At 63.2% G+C, this 15,121-nt stretch carries 12 protein-coding genes; 5 read left to right on the forward strand and 7 right to left on the reverse strand.

All coding sequences use genetic code 11. The features are described from left to right. Positions 1-32 precede the first annotated feature (32 nt). Positions 33-260 (forward strand): hypothetical protein, encoded by a 228-nt coding sequence (locus KW568_RS05955; protein WP_003254918.1) that lies wholly within the window; start codon positions 33-35, stop codon positions 258-260. Between the two features lie 6 nt (positions 261-266). Here KW568_RS05955 and pdeM read toward each other — a convergent pair whose 3' ends face one another. The 7 genes from pdeM to KW568_RS05990 form a co-directional block, all read right to left on the reverse strand. Beyond that, on the reverse strand, positions 267-917 hold the full coding sequence (pdeM, locus tag KW568_RS05960) for a ligase-associated DNA damage response endonuclease PdeM (protein WP_003254916.1): 651 nt from the start codon (positions 915-917) through the stop codon (positions 267-269). Continuing rightward, positions 914-3,364, reverse strand: a complete 2,451-nt coding sequence (locus KW568_RS05965) for a ligase-associated DNA damage response DEXH box helicase (protein ID WP_259537880.1) — start codon at positions 3,362-3,364, stop codon at positions 914-916. The genes pdeM and KW568_RS05965 overlap by 4 nt, the downstream gene beginning before the upstream one ends. 67 nt (positions 3,365-3,431) lie before the next feature. Further along, entirely contained in the window at positions 3,432-4,547 is a 1,116-nt protein-coding gene (locus tag KW568_RS05970; RefSeq protein WP_004576221.1) for a succinylglutamate desuccinylase/aspartoacylase family protein, read from the reverse strand. Between the two features lie 113 nt (positions 4,548-4,660). Then, positions 4,661-6,319 carry an ATP-dependent DNA ligase gene (locus KW568_RS05975; protein WP_004576220.1) on the reverse strand — a complete coding sequence of 553 codons (1,659 nt, stop codon included), beginning with the start codon at positions 6,317-6,319 and terminating at the stop codon, positions 4,661-4,663. Beyond that, the gene (locus KW568_RS05980) at positions 6,316-7,332 is read right to left on the reverse strand and encodes a ligase-associated DNA damage response exonuclease (RefSeq protein WP_004576219.1); all 1,017 of its coding nucleotides are present in this window, start codon (positions 7,330-7,332) and stop codon (positions 6,316-6,318) included. Before KW568_RS05980 ends, KW568_RS05975 begins: the two co-directional genes overlap by 4 nt. Before the next feature lie 125 nt (positions 7,333-7,457). Continuing rightward, the gene (locus KW568_RS05985) at positions 7,458-9,899 is read right to left on the reverse strand and encodes a penicillin acylase family protein (RefSeq protein WP_259537882.1); all 2,442 of its coding nucleotides are present in this window, start codon (positions 9,897-9,899) and stop codon (positions 7,458-7,460) included. Between the two features lie 103 nt (positions 9,900-10,002). Next, positions 10,003-11,343, reverse strand: a complete 1,341-nt coding sequence (locus KW568_RS05990; protein WP_004576217.1) for a PLP-dependent aminotransferase family protein — start codon at positions 11,341-11,343, stop codon at positions 10,003-10,005. A 172-nt stretch (positions 11,344-11,515) separates the two neighbouring features. On the opposite strand from KW568_RS05990, the gene KW568_RS05995 reads away from it, so the two are divergent. Genes KW568_RS05995 through KW568_RS06010 form a run of 4 tightly spaced genes read left to right on the forward strand, consistent with a single transcriptional unit; the run spans position 11,516 to position 15,121 of the window. Beyond that, positions 11,516-12,229, forward strand: a complete 714-nt coding sequence (locus KW568_RS05995; protein ID WP_003254905.1) for a serine O-acetyltransferase — start codon at positions 11,516-11,518, stop codon at positions 12,227-12,229. Then, positions 12,226-13,014, forward strand: a complete 789-nt coding sequence (locus KW568_RS06000; protein WP_004576216.1) for an alanyl-tRNA editing protein — start codon at positions 12,226-12,228, stop codon at positions 13,012-13,014. The genes KW568_RS05995 and KW568_RS06000 overlap by 4 nt, the downstream gene beginning before the upstream one ends. Continuing rightward, positions 13,011-14,222, forward strand: coding sequence for an MFS transporter (locus tag KW568_RS06005; RefSeq protein WP_004576215.1), 1,212 nt, complete (start codon positions 13,011-13,013; stop codon positions 14,220-14,222). Before KW568_RS06000 ends, KW568_RS06005 begins: the two co-directional genes overlap by 4 nt. After that, positions 14,219-15,121 carry a pyridoxal-phosphate dependent enzyme gene (locus KW568_RS06010; RefSeq protein WP_004576214.1) on the forward strand — a complete coding sequence of 301 codons (903 nt, stop codon included), beginning with the start codon at positions 14,219-14,221 and terminating at the stop codon, positions 15,119-15,121. Before KW568_RS06005 ends, KW568_RS06010 begins: the two co-directional genes overlap by 4 nt.

Here is a 15,121-nt window from a genome sequence, read left to right on the forward strand (position 1 = left end):
TGATGTACATCGGCTTTCGTCAGGAGCAGCCAATGAAACTCCATCCCGCAATCAGTGCCAAGCTGGCAGGCCTGCAGCCCAATCACGTAGGGTTGTTGCCCTGGTCACTGCTGGCGCACCCGCTGCCCATGCAAGCGGGGGGCGTGCCCCATCAACCTGACCCCGATACCCCGCAACCGCCGGAACCCGGTGAGACGCCTCCCATGGAGCCGGGTGAGCCGACCTTGCCGGACGAGCCGCCTCCCGCCCCTGTCGCTTAAGCGTCGCTAAAGCGGCCAGACGCGGTCAGCGCCAACCAGGTACAGCCGGCTGGCGCTGGCGGGGGTGATTTCCCATCCTCCGGTGAACTCACCGAATGCAGGTAGCAGGCTGACTTGCTCATCGATCACGAAGCAAGGCAGGCGCAAGCGCTGACGGGCCTTGCCGCGCAGGACGAAGACGGGGTGTACGTGGCCCGCCAGTACCGGGTGTGTGTGGTGGGGCTGCGGCTCGTGCTGCAGGGCAAAGGGCTCCAGAACCCAAGGCTCGTCCACGACCTGAATATCGAGCGAGGCGGGTGGATCGCCGGCGTTGCGGTCATGATTGCCGCGTATCAGCACTATTTTCAGTTCATTGTGCCGCTTGCGCCAATCATCCACTTTGGCCAGCGTTGCCGGTGCACGGGCCGCGCGGGCATGCAGAAAGTCGCCCAGGATGATCAGTTGCTCACAGTCCTGTGCGGCCAGCAGGCGATCGAGCCTGGCGAGTGTCGCCTCAGTCGTTCCACGTGGCACCGGTTGATGCAGGGCGCGGTAGCTGGCGGCCTTTCCGATGTGCACGTCAGCCACCAGCAAGGCGCGGCGGGCGGGCCAGTAGATGGCTTTGTCGGCAAGCAGCCAGAGCGCCTGCCCCCGGTGTTCGATGGGTTGGTAATTCATCCCGCGTTCGCCGCTTGTTCCAGTTCCGCCACCATCCGCGCAATGCGGTCTGCCAGCTTCTCGGTGCTCAATGTCTCGCGCATGCCTTCCACCAACAAGGCAAACGCCAGGGGCCCTGGCCGCTCCAACGCCCGCAGGTCCAGTTGCAACTCACTCATTTTTAGCAGTTGCCGATGCAGCCGTTCGATTTCCAGCTCTTCGCTCAAGACTTCATCCCGCGCCTGGCCAAGCAGCAAATTCCCCGCGTCGTGCTTGCGAAACACCTCATAGAACAACCCGCTGGAGGCCTGGATTTGCCGCGTGCTCTTCTGCGCGGCGGGATAGCCGCCAAACACCAGCCCGGCAATCTGGGCAATTTCACGAAAGCGCCGCAGTGCCATTTCCCCGGCATTCAGGCTGGCCAGCACATCTTCCAGCAGGTCCGCGGTGCCGAGCGCTTGTGGCAAGTGCCTGGCCCAGTCCACCTGGGCAGGGCTGAGGAGTTCGAATCCGTAGTCATTGACGGCAATCGATACCGACAGTGGTTGTGCGCGGCTAACCCGCCAGGCAATCAGATTGGCCAAGCCCAGGTTGGCCATGCGCCCGGCAAAGGGATACAGGAACAGGTGCCAGCCCTGGCGGGATTTGAAGGTCTCGGCCAGCAGCGTGCCTGTGGTGGGTAAGGCTGACCACTGCGCCTGAAGCGCAAGCAGCGGGCGTACTGCCCGCATTTCCGGCCCGTCAAAGCGTTCATGGGCGGCAGCATCGAGTTGCTCGACCAGCGCCTCGGCCAGTTCGCTCGAGAGCGGCATACGCCCGCCGTTCCAGCGCGCTACCGCAGCCTTTCGCGCCGTGCTGCGACGCACATAGGCCGTCATGTTTTCCACGCGTACCAGCTCCAGTACCCGCCCGGCAAATACCAGCGTATCGCCGGGGCGCAGGCGGGCGATGAACGCTTCTTCAACACTGCCCAGCGTTTTCCCGCCGCCGCCCTTGCTCCAGTATTTCAGTTGCAGGTTGGCATCGCTGACGATGGTCCCGATGCCCATGCGGTGGCGCCGCGCCAGGCGTTCGCTGGTAACCCGGTAAACACCGTCGGCCTGGCGCTCGACGCGCTGGTAGTCCGGGTAGGCGGTCAGTGAGCTGCCGCCGTGGCAGACGAAGTCCAGCGCCCATTGCCATTGGCTGTCGCGCAACTGGCGAAAGGCCCAGGTGCTGCGCACTTCGGCGAGCAGTTGCTCCGGGCGAAAACCGCTGCCCAAGGCCATGCTGACCAGATGCTGTACCAGCACGTCCATGCACAGGCGCGGTGAAAAGCGGGCTTCGATGTGGCCGGCTATCAGCGCCTGCCGGGCCGCCGCCGCTTCCACCAGTTCCAGGCTATGGGTGGGCACCAGGGTGACCCTGGAGCGCCGCCCAGGCGCGTGTCCTGAGCGACCCGCCCGCTGCATCAGGCGGGCGATGCCCTTGGCCGAGCCGATTTGCAGCACCCGTTCCACGGGCAGAAAGTCCACGCCCAGGTCCAGGCTGGAGGTGCAGATCACCGCCTTGAGGCTGCCTTGCTTGAGGCTGCGCTCGACCCAGTCGCGGGTATCACGGGCCAGCGAGGCGTGGTGCAGGGCGATCAGCCCGGCCCAGTCCGGGCGGGCCTCAAGCAGGGCCTGATACCAGATTTCTGCCTGGGCACGGGTGTTGGTGAACACCAGGCTACTGGCACTGGCGTCGACCTCATGACTGACCTGGTCGAGCATCTTCAGGCCCATGTGTCCAGCCCAAGGGAAGCGCTCGATCGCTGCTGGCAGCAGGGTGTCGACTTGCAGTGCCTTGTCTTGCCGGCCTTGTACCAGCAGGCCGCCTTGAGGCAGCAAGACATCCCGTGCGTGTTGCAGGTTGCCGAGCGTTGCCGACAAGCCCCAGGTCGGTAGGCCTGGGGGCCAATGCCGCAGGCGCGCCAAGGCCAGCTGCAGTTGTACCCCGCGCTTGTTGCCAAGCAGCTCGTGCCATTCATCCACTACCACCAGTTGCAGCGTGGCGAAATCCTCATGTGCCTGTGCCCGGGTCAGCAGCAGGGTCAGGCTTTCGGGGGTGGTGATCAGCACACTGGGTAGCCGCCGGGCCTGTCGGGCGCGCTCGGCACTGTTGGTGTCGCCGCTGCGCACCCCTACGCTCCAAGGCAGCTGGAGCTCATCAAGCGGCGCTTGCAACGCACGTGCGGTGTCGGCGGCCAGGGCACGCATGGGCGTCACCCACACCACCTGTATGGGGGCCAACTGGCGGCTTTGGGGCCTGGGCTTGAACGCACGTAGTGCAGCGAGCCAGACCGCATAGGTCTTGCCGGCACCGGTACTGGCATGCAGCAAACCGGACTCGCCCCGTTCGACGGCAGCCCATACGCGCCGTTGGAAAGCGAAGGGCTTCCAGCCGCGCTTGGCAAACCAGGCATTGGCGAGGTCGGTAGCAGCAGGCATGAGGCAGGTGGCCCTCCGAAGGCTGTGCTTCTACAGACCACTTGCCGGCTGCAATGGTTTTACCGGATCAATTGGCCAACAGGTAGCCGCTGCGGCATACCTGTTCGCCGGCCACATGGGCGATGACCATGCCAGCCGTGGCCATGCGCCGTACGCTACGCGCATACAGCAGGCCTGGCTGGCGGTTGCGCAGGGCGGTGACTCGGTCACTGAGCGGGTCGATGACTTCGGCAATCAGTTGGCCGGCCTCCAGGTGCTGGCCCGGTTTGGCGTGGTAAACCAGCAACCCACCCAGTGGCGTTGCCACGGGTTCCACCGCGGCCAACGGCGTGGCGTGGCGTAACAGCGCGGGCAGAGCGGCGCTGGTGCCTTCGATGACACCCGCATGGGTCAGGAAGTCAAGGATCGCCTGGCAGTCCTTGCTGGCCAGATCATGGCTGACATCCGCCTGGCCGCGCAGCTCGACGGTGACCGAGCAGCAGCCCAGCGGAATCGGGAAGCGTTTGCCGAAACGTTGCTGCAATTGCCACCAGACCAGGCTGAAACATTCATCGAACGACTGCCCGCCCGAGTCCGTTGCCAGCAGGCTGGCCTGGGCGCCCAGGTAACGGGCCAAGGGTTCGATCTGGGGCCAGGCATCGGGTGTGGTGTACAGGTGCTCGACTGCTTCGAAGTCGCAGTGCAGGTCCAGCACCATATCGGCATCGCAGGCCAGGCGCTGCAGTATCAGGCGCTGGGCCTGCAGGGGTGTGCGGGCCGGGTGTGCGTCCAGGCCGCGGCGCAGGTATTCGCGGATCAGTGCAAGGTTGTGCGTCGGGTCCTGGGTGAGGTGTTCTTCGATCAGGTCGCCGATGCTGTCCGACAGGTCGACGAAGTTGCGATTGAAGTTCTCGCCGCTTTGCAGTTCAAAACGCCCCAATGGCGCATCCAGCAGCACTTGCTCCAGGCCCACCGGGTTGGCCACCGGCACCAGAATGATCTCGCGCTGCAGTCGGCCTTGCTGTTCCAGCTCGACCAGACGGCGCTTGAGGTGCCAGGCTACCAGCATGCCCGGTAGCTCGTCGGCGTGCAGTGAGGCCTGTATATAGACTTTGCCACCACTGCGAGGGCCGAAGTGGAAACTGTGCAGTTGGCGGGTGATGCCCGGTACGGGGGAGAGCAGGTCATGGGTTGAATGGTGCATGTTGGTCCTGGCTGCGTGGCGAAAACGGTCTGCGACACGGGTCGGCTCAAAAATAGAAGCATAGTTTCAGCGAATGCGCCTCATCCTGCAGCAGTCGGGCATCGCAAACTTTTTCAGGCCAGTAGCGCCTGCAAGGTGGCCAGGTCATCTGCCTCCTCCACCGGCTTGTCCAGCCGCCAGCGCAGCATGCGCGGAAAGCGCACGGCGATACCGCTTTTGTGGCGCCGGGACAGGGCGATGCCTTCGAAGCCCAGCTCGAACACCAACGTTGGGGTCACACTGCGCACCGGCCCGAACGTTTCCACCGTGGTCTTGCGGATGATGGCGTCGACCTTGCGCATTTCTTCGTCACTGAGCCCTGAATAGGCCTTGGCAAAGGGCACCAACGCCCGACCAGGGGTACCTGCCGGTGCATCCCATACGGCAAAGGTGTAGTCGCTGTACAGACTGGCCCTGCGGCCGTGGCCGCGTTGGGCATAGATCAGCACCGCATCGACGCTGAACGGGTCGATCTTCCACTTCCACCAAATGCCCATGTCCTTGGTGCGCCCCACGCCGTACAGGGCCTCGCGCTGCTTCAGCATCAGCCCTTCCACGCCCAGGCTGCGTGACTGTTCGCGCTGGCGGGCAAGGTCGGCCCAGTCCGGGCCTTGCAGCAAAGGCGACAACAGCACGGGGGCAAGTGGGTGTTCATCCACCAGGCGTTCCAGCTGGCTTCGGCGTTCGTGCTGCGGTCGGCTGCGCCAGTCATCGCCCTGCCACTCCAACAGGTCGTAGGCCTGCAACACCACCGGCGCATCGTTCAGCAGCTTTTTGCCCAGCGTTTTGCGACCGATGCGCTGTTGCAGCAAGGCGAAAGGCTGCACGGCCAGTTCCGTCTCGGTTTCACCGGGTTTCCAGACCAGAATCTCGCCATCGAGCACCACGCCATCGGGCAACGTCTGTGCCAGGCCATGCAGTTCGGGGAAACGCTCGGTAACCAGTTCTTCGCCGCGTGACCACACCCACAGCTGGCCATCGCGCTTCACCACTTGCGCCCGAATGCCGTCCCACTTCCATTCGATTTGCCAATCGCTTGGTGGCCCGAGCAGGGTATCGAATTGATCGCTGGACACTTGCAGCGGATGGGCCAGGAAGAAGGGGTAGGGCTGGCCGCCACGCTGGTTGTGTTCATCGGCGGACTCTGGGGCGATCAGCCTCTGGTAACTGGCTGCAGTGGGGCGATGGCCTATATCGGTGTAGCCGACCAGGCGCTGGGCCACGCGTTTGGCGTCCAGCCCGGCCAGTTGCGCCAGGGCGCGGGTGACCAACAGCTTTGACACGCCCACGCGAAAGCTGCCAGTGATCAGCTTCAGGCATAGCATCAGGCTGGCGCGGTCCAACCGGGCCCAGAGCGGCGGCAGGCGCTGGCGGACTTGCTCAGGCGGCAGCCCGCGCAGGGGCAGCAAGTGCTGTTCCACCCAGGTGGCCAGGCCTTCATCGTTGCCATCGGCGTGCAGCGGCAGCAGCAGCGAAATGGTCTCGGCCAGGTCGCCCACGGCCTGATAGCTTTCTTCGAAAAGCCAGTCCGGCAGGCCAGCCAGTGCCGTTGCCAGTTCGCGTAGAAGGCGGGTGGGCACCAGTTGGCGTGGGCGCCCGCCGGCCAGGAAATACACCGCCCAGGCAGCATCGTCGGCGGGCGCCATGTCGAAGTAGTCGCGCAGTGCCTCGAGCTTGGCATTGCTGGAGGTGGTCGCGTCCAGGCGCAGGAACAGCGTAGCGAAGGCTTTCATGGCGAGGGGGCGGTGTTGGGCACATCGTCTTCGTCGCCATACTCGGTGACAAAGGCGCGGGCATCCAGGCCTTGTTCGGTGAGGTAGCGCACCAGTACGTCGACTGAGCCGTGAGTGACCATCACCCGTTGGGCACCGGTCTGGCCAATGGCCCAGAGCAGGCCGGGCCAGTCGGCGTGGTCGGACAGCACAAAGCCTCGGTCCACGCCGCGCCGTCGGCGGGCGCCGCGTAGCAGCATCCAGCCGCTGGCGAAGGCATCACTGTAATCGCCAAAACGGCGCATCCAGCTACTCCCGCCGGCCGATGGGGGCGCCAGGACCAGTGCCTGGCGCAGCAGAGGATCGTTGCGCGGTATATCGCCTGCGTAGCGGGTTTCCGGCAGGCGGATACCGGCATCCCGATACACCCGGTTGAGCGGCTCCATGGCGCCATGCACGAGGATTGGGCCGATGCTGGCATCCAGCCCATGCAGAATCCGCTGGGCCTTTCCGAAGGCATAGCAGAACAGCACGCTGGCCTTGCCCTGTTCACGGTTGGCCCGCCACCAGGCATTGATGCTGGCGAAGATCTCACTTTGGCTTGGCCAGCGGTAGATCGGCAGGCCGAAGGTCGACTCGGTGATGAAGGTGTGGCACGCCACCGGTTCGAAGGGCGTACAGGTGCCATCGGGTTCTACCTTGTAGTCACCGGATGCAACCCAGACTTCACCTCGATACTCCAGGCGCACCTGTGCCGAACCCAGCACGTGCCCGGCTGGGTGCAGGCTCAACGTCACGCCTTGGTGCAGCAGGCGCTCACCGTAGGGCAGGGTCTGCAAATGGATGTCCTGGCCCAGGCGGCTGCGCAGAATGCCGGCACCGGGGCTGGCGGTCAGATAATGGCCATTGCCGCTGCGTGCGTGGTCGCCGTGGCCGTGGGTAATGACAGCCCGGTCCACGGGCCGCCAGGGGTCGATGTAGAAATCTCCGGGCGGGCAGTACAGGCCTTCGGGGCGGGCGATGACAAGGTCCATGGCACGGGCACTGGTTCTGGGGTTATCCGTTAAGAGGCATGGTGCCAGACGTTAGTTCGGATGGATTTGGGAGGGCGCTGCTGAAAAACTTCATCAAGCCCCCTCATGCCCCCTGAAGAATGCCGTTACCGCCCCGGTACCAATGTAAGCCGCTGGTTGCCATACGCCCTGCCGAAATTCTGCTGTTGCAGTGGCAGGCTCATGAAGCGCCCTTTGAACCAGGCATCCAGCCCGTCGCGGTAATGCGCGCTGGCCGGGTTGCCGGACTGGCCGCTGCTGGTCAGTATCTGCAACGGTTCGGCCTGGCCGAAGTCGACGATCATCCGTGCCGAGGCTGGCAGATGCGTGTCGAAGTCGCTGCCCCAGGCGAATGGTGTGAGGGCCAGGGTAGTGAAGTCGCCGCCTGCGGCAAGCGGCGCACGGCTGATCGCATCACCCAGGCCATGGTAGGCCGGTGCCGGCCAGCGGTACTGATGCAGCTGGCCCCACTGCCAGGTGCGTCGGTCGGCACCCAGCTGCGCGATCCCGGCCTCCATTGCGCCCGCCAGGCTGCGGGCGAGGATGGCGGGCTTGTCTTCTTTTTGCGGCGTGTTGCGGTCATCCCAGAAGGGGCTGTCATCGCGGCCCAGCAGATGATCGGCCTGCGCCGAGAACGACAAACGTGCATTGCTGACGAATGCCTGCCACGCCGGGCCGGCCTCCGGGCCCAGGTCATCGAGGAAGGTCTGGCGAGCGACCTCCTGCAAGAACAACTCGTACAGCGCGGCATCGGCCGACACCGGGCTCAGGCGGCCATCGAAGGCCTTGAGCCGGGCCAGCGTGTCGCGGGCCTTGTCGCGCTGCCCGGCGGGGAGGGCGTCGATCGCCTGCTTCAGTGGCTGGGCCATGCCGGGGGCGTCGAACATCTGCTTGAGCTTGTTGGCCAGCAGGGTCACTTGGTCGTTCTGCAGGGCCATCAGGCTGCGACTGTCGTGGCGACCGTTGCCGGCCAGCTGTGCCAGGCGTTCGGCACGTTCGGGGTAGTACCAGGTGCTGGACAGCTGCATGCCATAGCCGCGCGGCAGGCTGCGCTGGTTGGCGTGGCGGATCCAGCCTGCGGGCGGGTCCTGGTCGTACGGGTGCAGCATCGGGTCGGCATAGCCGTCCCAGTCGTAACGCCCGTCCCAGCCCGGCGAGGGCAGCAGGCCCTGGCCTTCGCGGCGATTGGGGTAGCGGCCACTGACTTGCCAGCCGATGTGCTCAGGCTCGGCGAAAACAAAGTTGACGGCAGCAGCCGTCACTTCACGTGTGCTGTCGAAGGCCCGCTCCACGTTCTTGGCCCGCGTCAGGTCGAACAGAGCATCCAGGCTGCGATCACCTTTGAATTGGGGCAGGTTCAGCGCCAGGCCCAGGCTGGCGTTTTCTGGCTGGGCCAGCAGGGTGCCGTGGCGGGTGTCGTACATCACTTCGCGCACGGGTCGCTGGCCACGTACAAAGTAGGTTTCGCTGCGGGCGCGGGCCGGCAGCCATTTACCATCGGCCAGGTAGCTCAGCTGATTGCCTTGGCGGCGCAGCCGCTCGAGGAACAGGTCCTGATTGTCGGCCATGACCGCGCTGCTGCTCCAGGCCAGCTTGCCATTGTAGCCGGCCAGCACAATTGGCAGGCCCGGCAAGGACAGGCCGGCAACCTGGTACTTGTTGGTATTGATTTGTACCGGGCTCAAGGCCCAGGCGGCGCGGCTGTCGCTGGCCAGCAGGCTCTTGCCGCTGCGGCTGCGCTGCGGGCCCAGGGCCAGGTTGGCCGACCCCGGGCTACCGAGCAGGTCGAGGTCGGCGAGCTTCTGGCTGGCAGCTGCCAGGGCTGGCAGCCCCGGCAACTGGCTGGCCAGGTTCAGGCCCTTGAGCTTGTCCACTTCCATTTCGGCCAGCGGCTCGTCCGGGGCCCCGGGCAGCAACCAGGCCAGCTTGTCGCTACCGGCTTTCTGCGCCAGGGTCAGGGCGCTGAGTTCCTCTTGCAGGTTGACCGACTGGCTGAACGCGTACAGGCAGAAGATCAGCGCCGAGTCTTCAGGCTTCCAGTATTCGGGGCGATAGCCACTACTGGCCAGGCCTGCTGGTAGCTTGTCGCGGTAGCGGAACAGGTAGGCGTTGACCCCGCGCGCGTACACTTCGAAGAAGCGCTTGAGCCGTGGCGATGCGTCGGCGTATTGCTGGGCGGCACTTTGCTTGAGGTTGGCGGCGCGCATGAGGCGGTCGATATCCAGCGCCTCGCTGCCGGCCAGTTCGGCCAGACGGCCTTGGGCGAGCAGGCGCATGGCGACCATCTGTTCGATGCGGTCGCCGGCGTGCACATAGCCCAGGCTGAACAGCGCATCATGGAAGCTGCTGCTTTCGATCAGCGGCGCGCCCATGGCATTGCGCCGTACCGAAACATTCTGTGCCAGGCCTTTGAGCGGCTGCACGCCGCTGGTCGGTGGCACGCTATCCTGGTAGCCGCCCGTCTGGCAGCCGGCCAGCCCGAGCATGCCGAGCAGGGTGGCAGCGGTTGCGAACCGCAGGCGGAAGGGAGGAAAGGCGGGGGCGGCCATGGCAAGGGCTCCTGCAAGGCGAGGCTGGTTTGGAAAGGCGCTAAGGTAGTAAGCGCGCAGGCGCCATGCAAGGTCCCAGGTCGGTTTATTTGATCGCGCCGGGTCAAACCTCGAAGTGCTCGGCCAAGGCGTCGGAAAAATGCGTGCAATTGATGCGCGTGTAGCGTTGGTAGTCACGGCTCACCGCGAATGCAGAGCCCGGCATCAGCAGGATCTTGTGTTGCTCCAGTTTACGCATGAAAGGTTGCAGGTCGGGCAGGTCCGGGTGGTAGACCCAAAGGAACATACCCCCTTGCGGCGCTATATCGAACTGCCAGCCGCGCTCGAGCAGCAAGCGTTGGGTTTGCACTTGCTGGCGGATCAGGCGCTGCTGCACGTCTTTCATGTGCCGGGCATACGTGCCATCCGACAATATGGTGTTGACGAAGCGTTCGCAAAACGCAGGGACGGCGACGCAGGTCAGCAGTTTAAGGCGTGTGAGCGGTTCGATCAGGTCTTGCGAGCAGGCAATGAACCCCACGCGCAGCGAGGCCGACAGGCATTTGGAGAAGCTGCCGATGTAGATAACCCGGTCAAGGTTGTCCAGCTCGGCAAAGGTCTGGCGCACAGCAGGGCTGAAGTCCCCATAGACATCGTCCTCGACCACGAAGAACTCGTGCTCCACCGCCAGGCGCAGGACGCTGAAGGCGTTGTGCGGGCTGATGTTGCTGCCGGTCGGGTTGTGGAAGGTGCTGTTGCAGAAAAACGCCTTGACCTTGTGCCTGGCCAGGTGGCTTCTCATTTCTTCCACATCTGGCCCGTCCTGGGTCCGCCGAATGCCGACGACGTGCCCGCCAGCCAGTTGGATCAGCTTGATCAGGTTGCCGTTGCCCGGCTCGTCGACGAAAACGTGGTCGCCCGGTTTGATCAGCAACCGTGCAACCAGGTCCAGGCCTTGCGTGGCACCCAGTGTGGTCAGCAACTGGTTGGGCCGGGCTTCGACACGGGTCAGCCGTTTCATGTGCACGCACAGCTGTTTGCGCATGGGCAGGTACCCCTGGATGTCGCCGTACTCTGCCAGCGAGCTTTGCTCCAGCCGCGCCGTGCGACGAATTGCCTTGGCCAGCAGTTCGGTGTCGCGCCACGCGGGGGGCAGCCAGCCGCTGCCCAGCTTGGTGAAGTGCTGGCCGCCCTGCAGCAGCCGGAACAGGGGGTCGCCGGCCATGCATTCGGGTTCGTGGATCACGCTGGTCTGCCTGGCGCGGTTTGCCACGAAGTAGCCTCGCCCAGGTGATGCCGTCAATACCCCTTCGCTGACCAGCTGGGCATAGGCCGACACGACGTCGTGGTAACTGAAGTCCACTGCAGCGGTCAGCTTGCGGATGGAGGGCATGCGTTGCCCGGGCAACCACTCGCCTGCATCCAGGCGTTCTTTCAAAAGGTGATGAAGGCTGCAGGGGATCATGGCAGGTCCGAAACCGTTAGAAAAAAAAGCCTAACAGTTAACGGAAATGCTTGTCGACTGTTCGTTTGCAAATGGCCAGCACATGCCAATATCCCCGTGTCGGAACTTTCGGCTGCCAACAAAGGCGGCACTTTTAGCGTCTGTGCAGACCAGACAACTGGATATCAAGCCCATGCACCCTATGGACATGCAATCAGCCGTCATTGCCAGGCTTCCTGTCCCTGACGAACTGGAGTCATTCAAAGTTGTAAAGAATCTTGTGACCTCGGCGTTATTGGAGTGTTGTTCAATCGTCGAGTTCGAAGCACTGAAAGAAACACCGGTCATTGAACGTGTGACTGAACAGGCACATGCCGATTTACAGGCATTTGCCATGAAAGATCCGGCTGCCGGCCGCGACCTGGTCTTCATTGCAAAAACCTACACCTCTTATTCTGCGGTTTTGCATTATCGGCTGGCCCATTGGATCTACAACAATAGCGCCGCGACCTACGGCGCCGGCGGTCAATGCCTGGCCGCCATGATCTCCAGGCGCGGAAAAATGCTTTCGGGGGCGGAGATCCATTTCCGCAGCCGCATTGGTGCGCGCTTCATCATCGATCACGGCATGGGCACCGTCATTGGTGAAACGTCGACCATTGGTGACGATTGCTACGTGCTTGGCGGCGTAACCCTGGGCGCCCGCGGTATCAGTGACAACCCCTCGAGCCCCAGGCACCCGACGTTGGGTAACCGGGTGCAGATCGGCGCTTTCGCCAGTGTGCTGGGCGCAATTCATGTCGGTGACGGTGCGTTTATCGGGCCGGGCTGCATTGTGACCAAAGACGTCCCGGCCGCTGCCCGGGTACAGGTTAAAACATCATTGCAGGTGGTATTGGAATCATGAACGCTCTGAACTATGAAGTTTTAAGAAATACCGAAAAACTGTATTACAAAGACCAGTACCTGGCGGGCGCGAATACGCAAGTAGCGCGGGTGCACAGTGACGGCATCGAGTTGCTGAGTACGGTGGCCTATCCAGAAGGGGGGGGGCAGGAAGCGGACTTCGGCACCATTGAATTACCGGTGGGTACCGTGCGATTCGTCTGGGTTAAAAAACTCTACGGTAGCCCTATTCGCCTGGACGGTTTCAAAGGCGGAAAACTGGGCGGCATTATTATTCACAGCCTGCACCCGGATGATTTACACCTGTTGGATGAAGTCACCGTGGGCATGCCGGCCCGCGTCACTATCGATATTGAACGGCGCGAACGGCTGACGTTGTCTCACAGTGCCAGCCACTTCCTGTATGCCGCCGCCATCGGGCTGCGTGAAGAACTGAAGCAATGGACGATCGGCTGCCATATCAAGGAGGACACGGCCCGTTTCGACTTCCTGGTCGAGGACGCTTTCACGGCTGAAGACGTACTTGAAATAGAACGACGGGCGAATGAACTGATTGGCTGCGATGCGCCGATCGAGCACTACGCGGTTCAAGGCCTGGAAGACGCGCGTTTGTGGACCTACGACGGCATCGAAATCCCCTGCGGTGGTACGCACCTCGATTCGCCTCGGCGCATCGGGCGCCTTAGCGTCAAGCGCAAACGCCTGGGTAAAGGCAAGGAACGGCTGATCTGCGTGTTCCCCGAGGCCGAAATCGACTTGTCCACTTATCACGAGCACGCACTATGAACAGTACGTTACCGCGGCGCACGTACCTGTACTTCACCGCACAGTCGATCAACCTGACGACTGCCGTGATGTCGGTGACGATGGCCGCCATTGTCGGGGCTGCGCTGGCGCCTGATGCCGCATGGTCCACGGTGCCGTACGGGTTCCAGTTTCTGTGCCTGATGTTGGCAACTTATCCGGTCTCCAGGCTGATGAGCCGCATCGGCCGTAAAAAGGCGTTCATGCTGGGCGCGATTCCCCTGGCGCTGTCTGGCGTCAGCGGCTTTCTGGCGGTGGAGCACCAGCATTTTCCAACGCTGGTCCTCAGCCACTCTGCATTGGGTGTGTACATCGCGTTCGCCAACTTCAACCGGTTCGCGGCAACCGACAATCTTTCCCAGGCCTTGAAGCCCAAGGCACTTTCGCTGGTCGTAGCGGGCGGGGTCATCGCGGCTGTCGTCGGGCCGACGCTTACCGAGTGGCTGCGTGACGTGGGTGGCTACCCACTGTTTTCGCTGTGTTATGCCGCGTTTGTCGGCCTGGCGTTGCTTTCATTGTTGATTGCGCTTTGCCTGCCCAACGATGCCGGTATGGCCAGCGCGGTCAACAGCGCAGCAAAGCCGGCCAGTGTCCGTGCCGAGCCGGCAGGCCCGAGCGTGGTTGTGGCAATGGCTGTCGCTGCGTTGGGCTACGGGATCATGAACCTGCTGATGATCCAGGCCTCGATGCACATGAAACACATGCACGAGGACTTCACTGACGTCCGCCTGGCGATCCAGTGGCATGTGATTGCCATGTTTGCCCCGTCGTTCTTCACCGGCGCCATCATCCAGCGGCTGGGTATCAAGACCACCATTTGTGCGGGCCTGGCCCTGTTGATCGGTTGCTCGGCGATGAATATCTGGTCGCACAGCTACGCCATGATGACCTTGGCACTGATTGCCCTCGGGCTGGGCTGGAACCTCACTTACGTAGGCGGAGGTGCCTTGCTGGCCCAGTCACTGCAGAACAGCCCGGCAGCGATGCAGATGCAGGGCAAGAACGACCTGGCGATTGCCATTTTTGCCACCCTCGGCGCATTCAGCCCCTCGTTGTTGCTGAGCTCGGTTGGCTGGGACGGTACCAACGCCATCTGCATGGTCCTCTGCCTGGGGCTGCTGGTTGCCACTGCCGGCCTGCTGCAGAACAAGGCCTGCCTGCAAACGTCAATGGAAGGTAGCCGCAAATGAGCGAGCTCATCAGTGTCAGCGATCGTATCTACACCAAGCTGGAAATGAACAACCCGGGCGGTAGCCACAAATACCGGGCGGCGCGGCGGATCATCGAACATGCCGTGCGCAAGGGTGACATCATTCCCGGGGTGACGACCGTCATCGAAAAAACCGGTGGCAGCTTCGGCTTTGGCTTGCTGGCGGCCTGCCACAAGTACCAGGTCGCTGTAGAGCTAGCGGTCGGGCTGAGTTTCAGCCAGACGAAGCGGGATCTGCTGGAGTGTTTCGGTGCTCGGCTGATCGGCAAGGAAATGCTGATGGCCGGTGCCACGCCCAAGGACGTGGTGATGCATCACCTGGATAACCAGGCCGCGTTGGGCAAGTCATACTTCTACACCGACCAGTTCAACAACCCGGTGGGCATCGAGGCCCATCGTTATCAGACCGCCAGTGAACTGGCCCTGCAACTGACCAACGCCGGGGCAGGGCGGCAGATCCTGTTCGTGGGCTGTGCGGGTACTGGCGCCAGTTTCACGGGTATCACCCTGGGGCTGAAAGACCATGGCTTCGACGTGTCGACGGTGCTGGTCGACCCCAATGGCTGTGATTCGAGGGCTGGCGTGTTCGCCGATCATCGTTTTGAAGGCATGGCCGTGGGCGTTTGCCCGCCGTTCATGGACTGGTCGCTGGTGGACGAGCGGGCTCAGGTGCAACATGCAGAAATGCTCGCCGCACAGCGCTGGTTCTACATGCAGAGTGGCATTTTTGTCGGTAATACAGCCGCTGCCTGCCTGGCGGTTGCCCAGCGCATGGCCCAGCACCCGCGGTATGTCGAGACCACCCTGGTGACCATCGCCTATGATGCCGGCCTTTGGTACCAGGATCTGCTGGGGGCTAACCGGCGAAAGGCCGCGTAG

It is taken from the genome of Pseudomonas sp. HD6515 (assembly GCF_024971855.1).
Classification (GTDB): domain Bacteria; phylum Pseudomonadota; class Gammaproteobacteria; order Pseudomonadales; family Pseudomonadaceae; genus Aquipseudomonas; species Aquipseudomonas alloputida.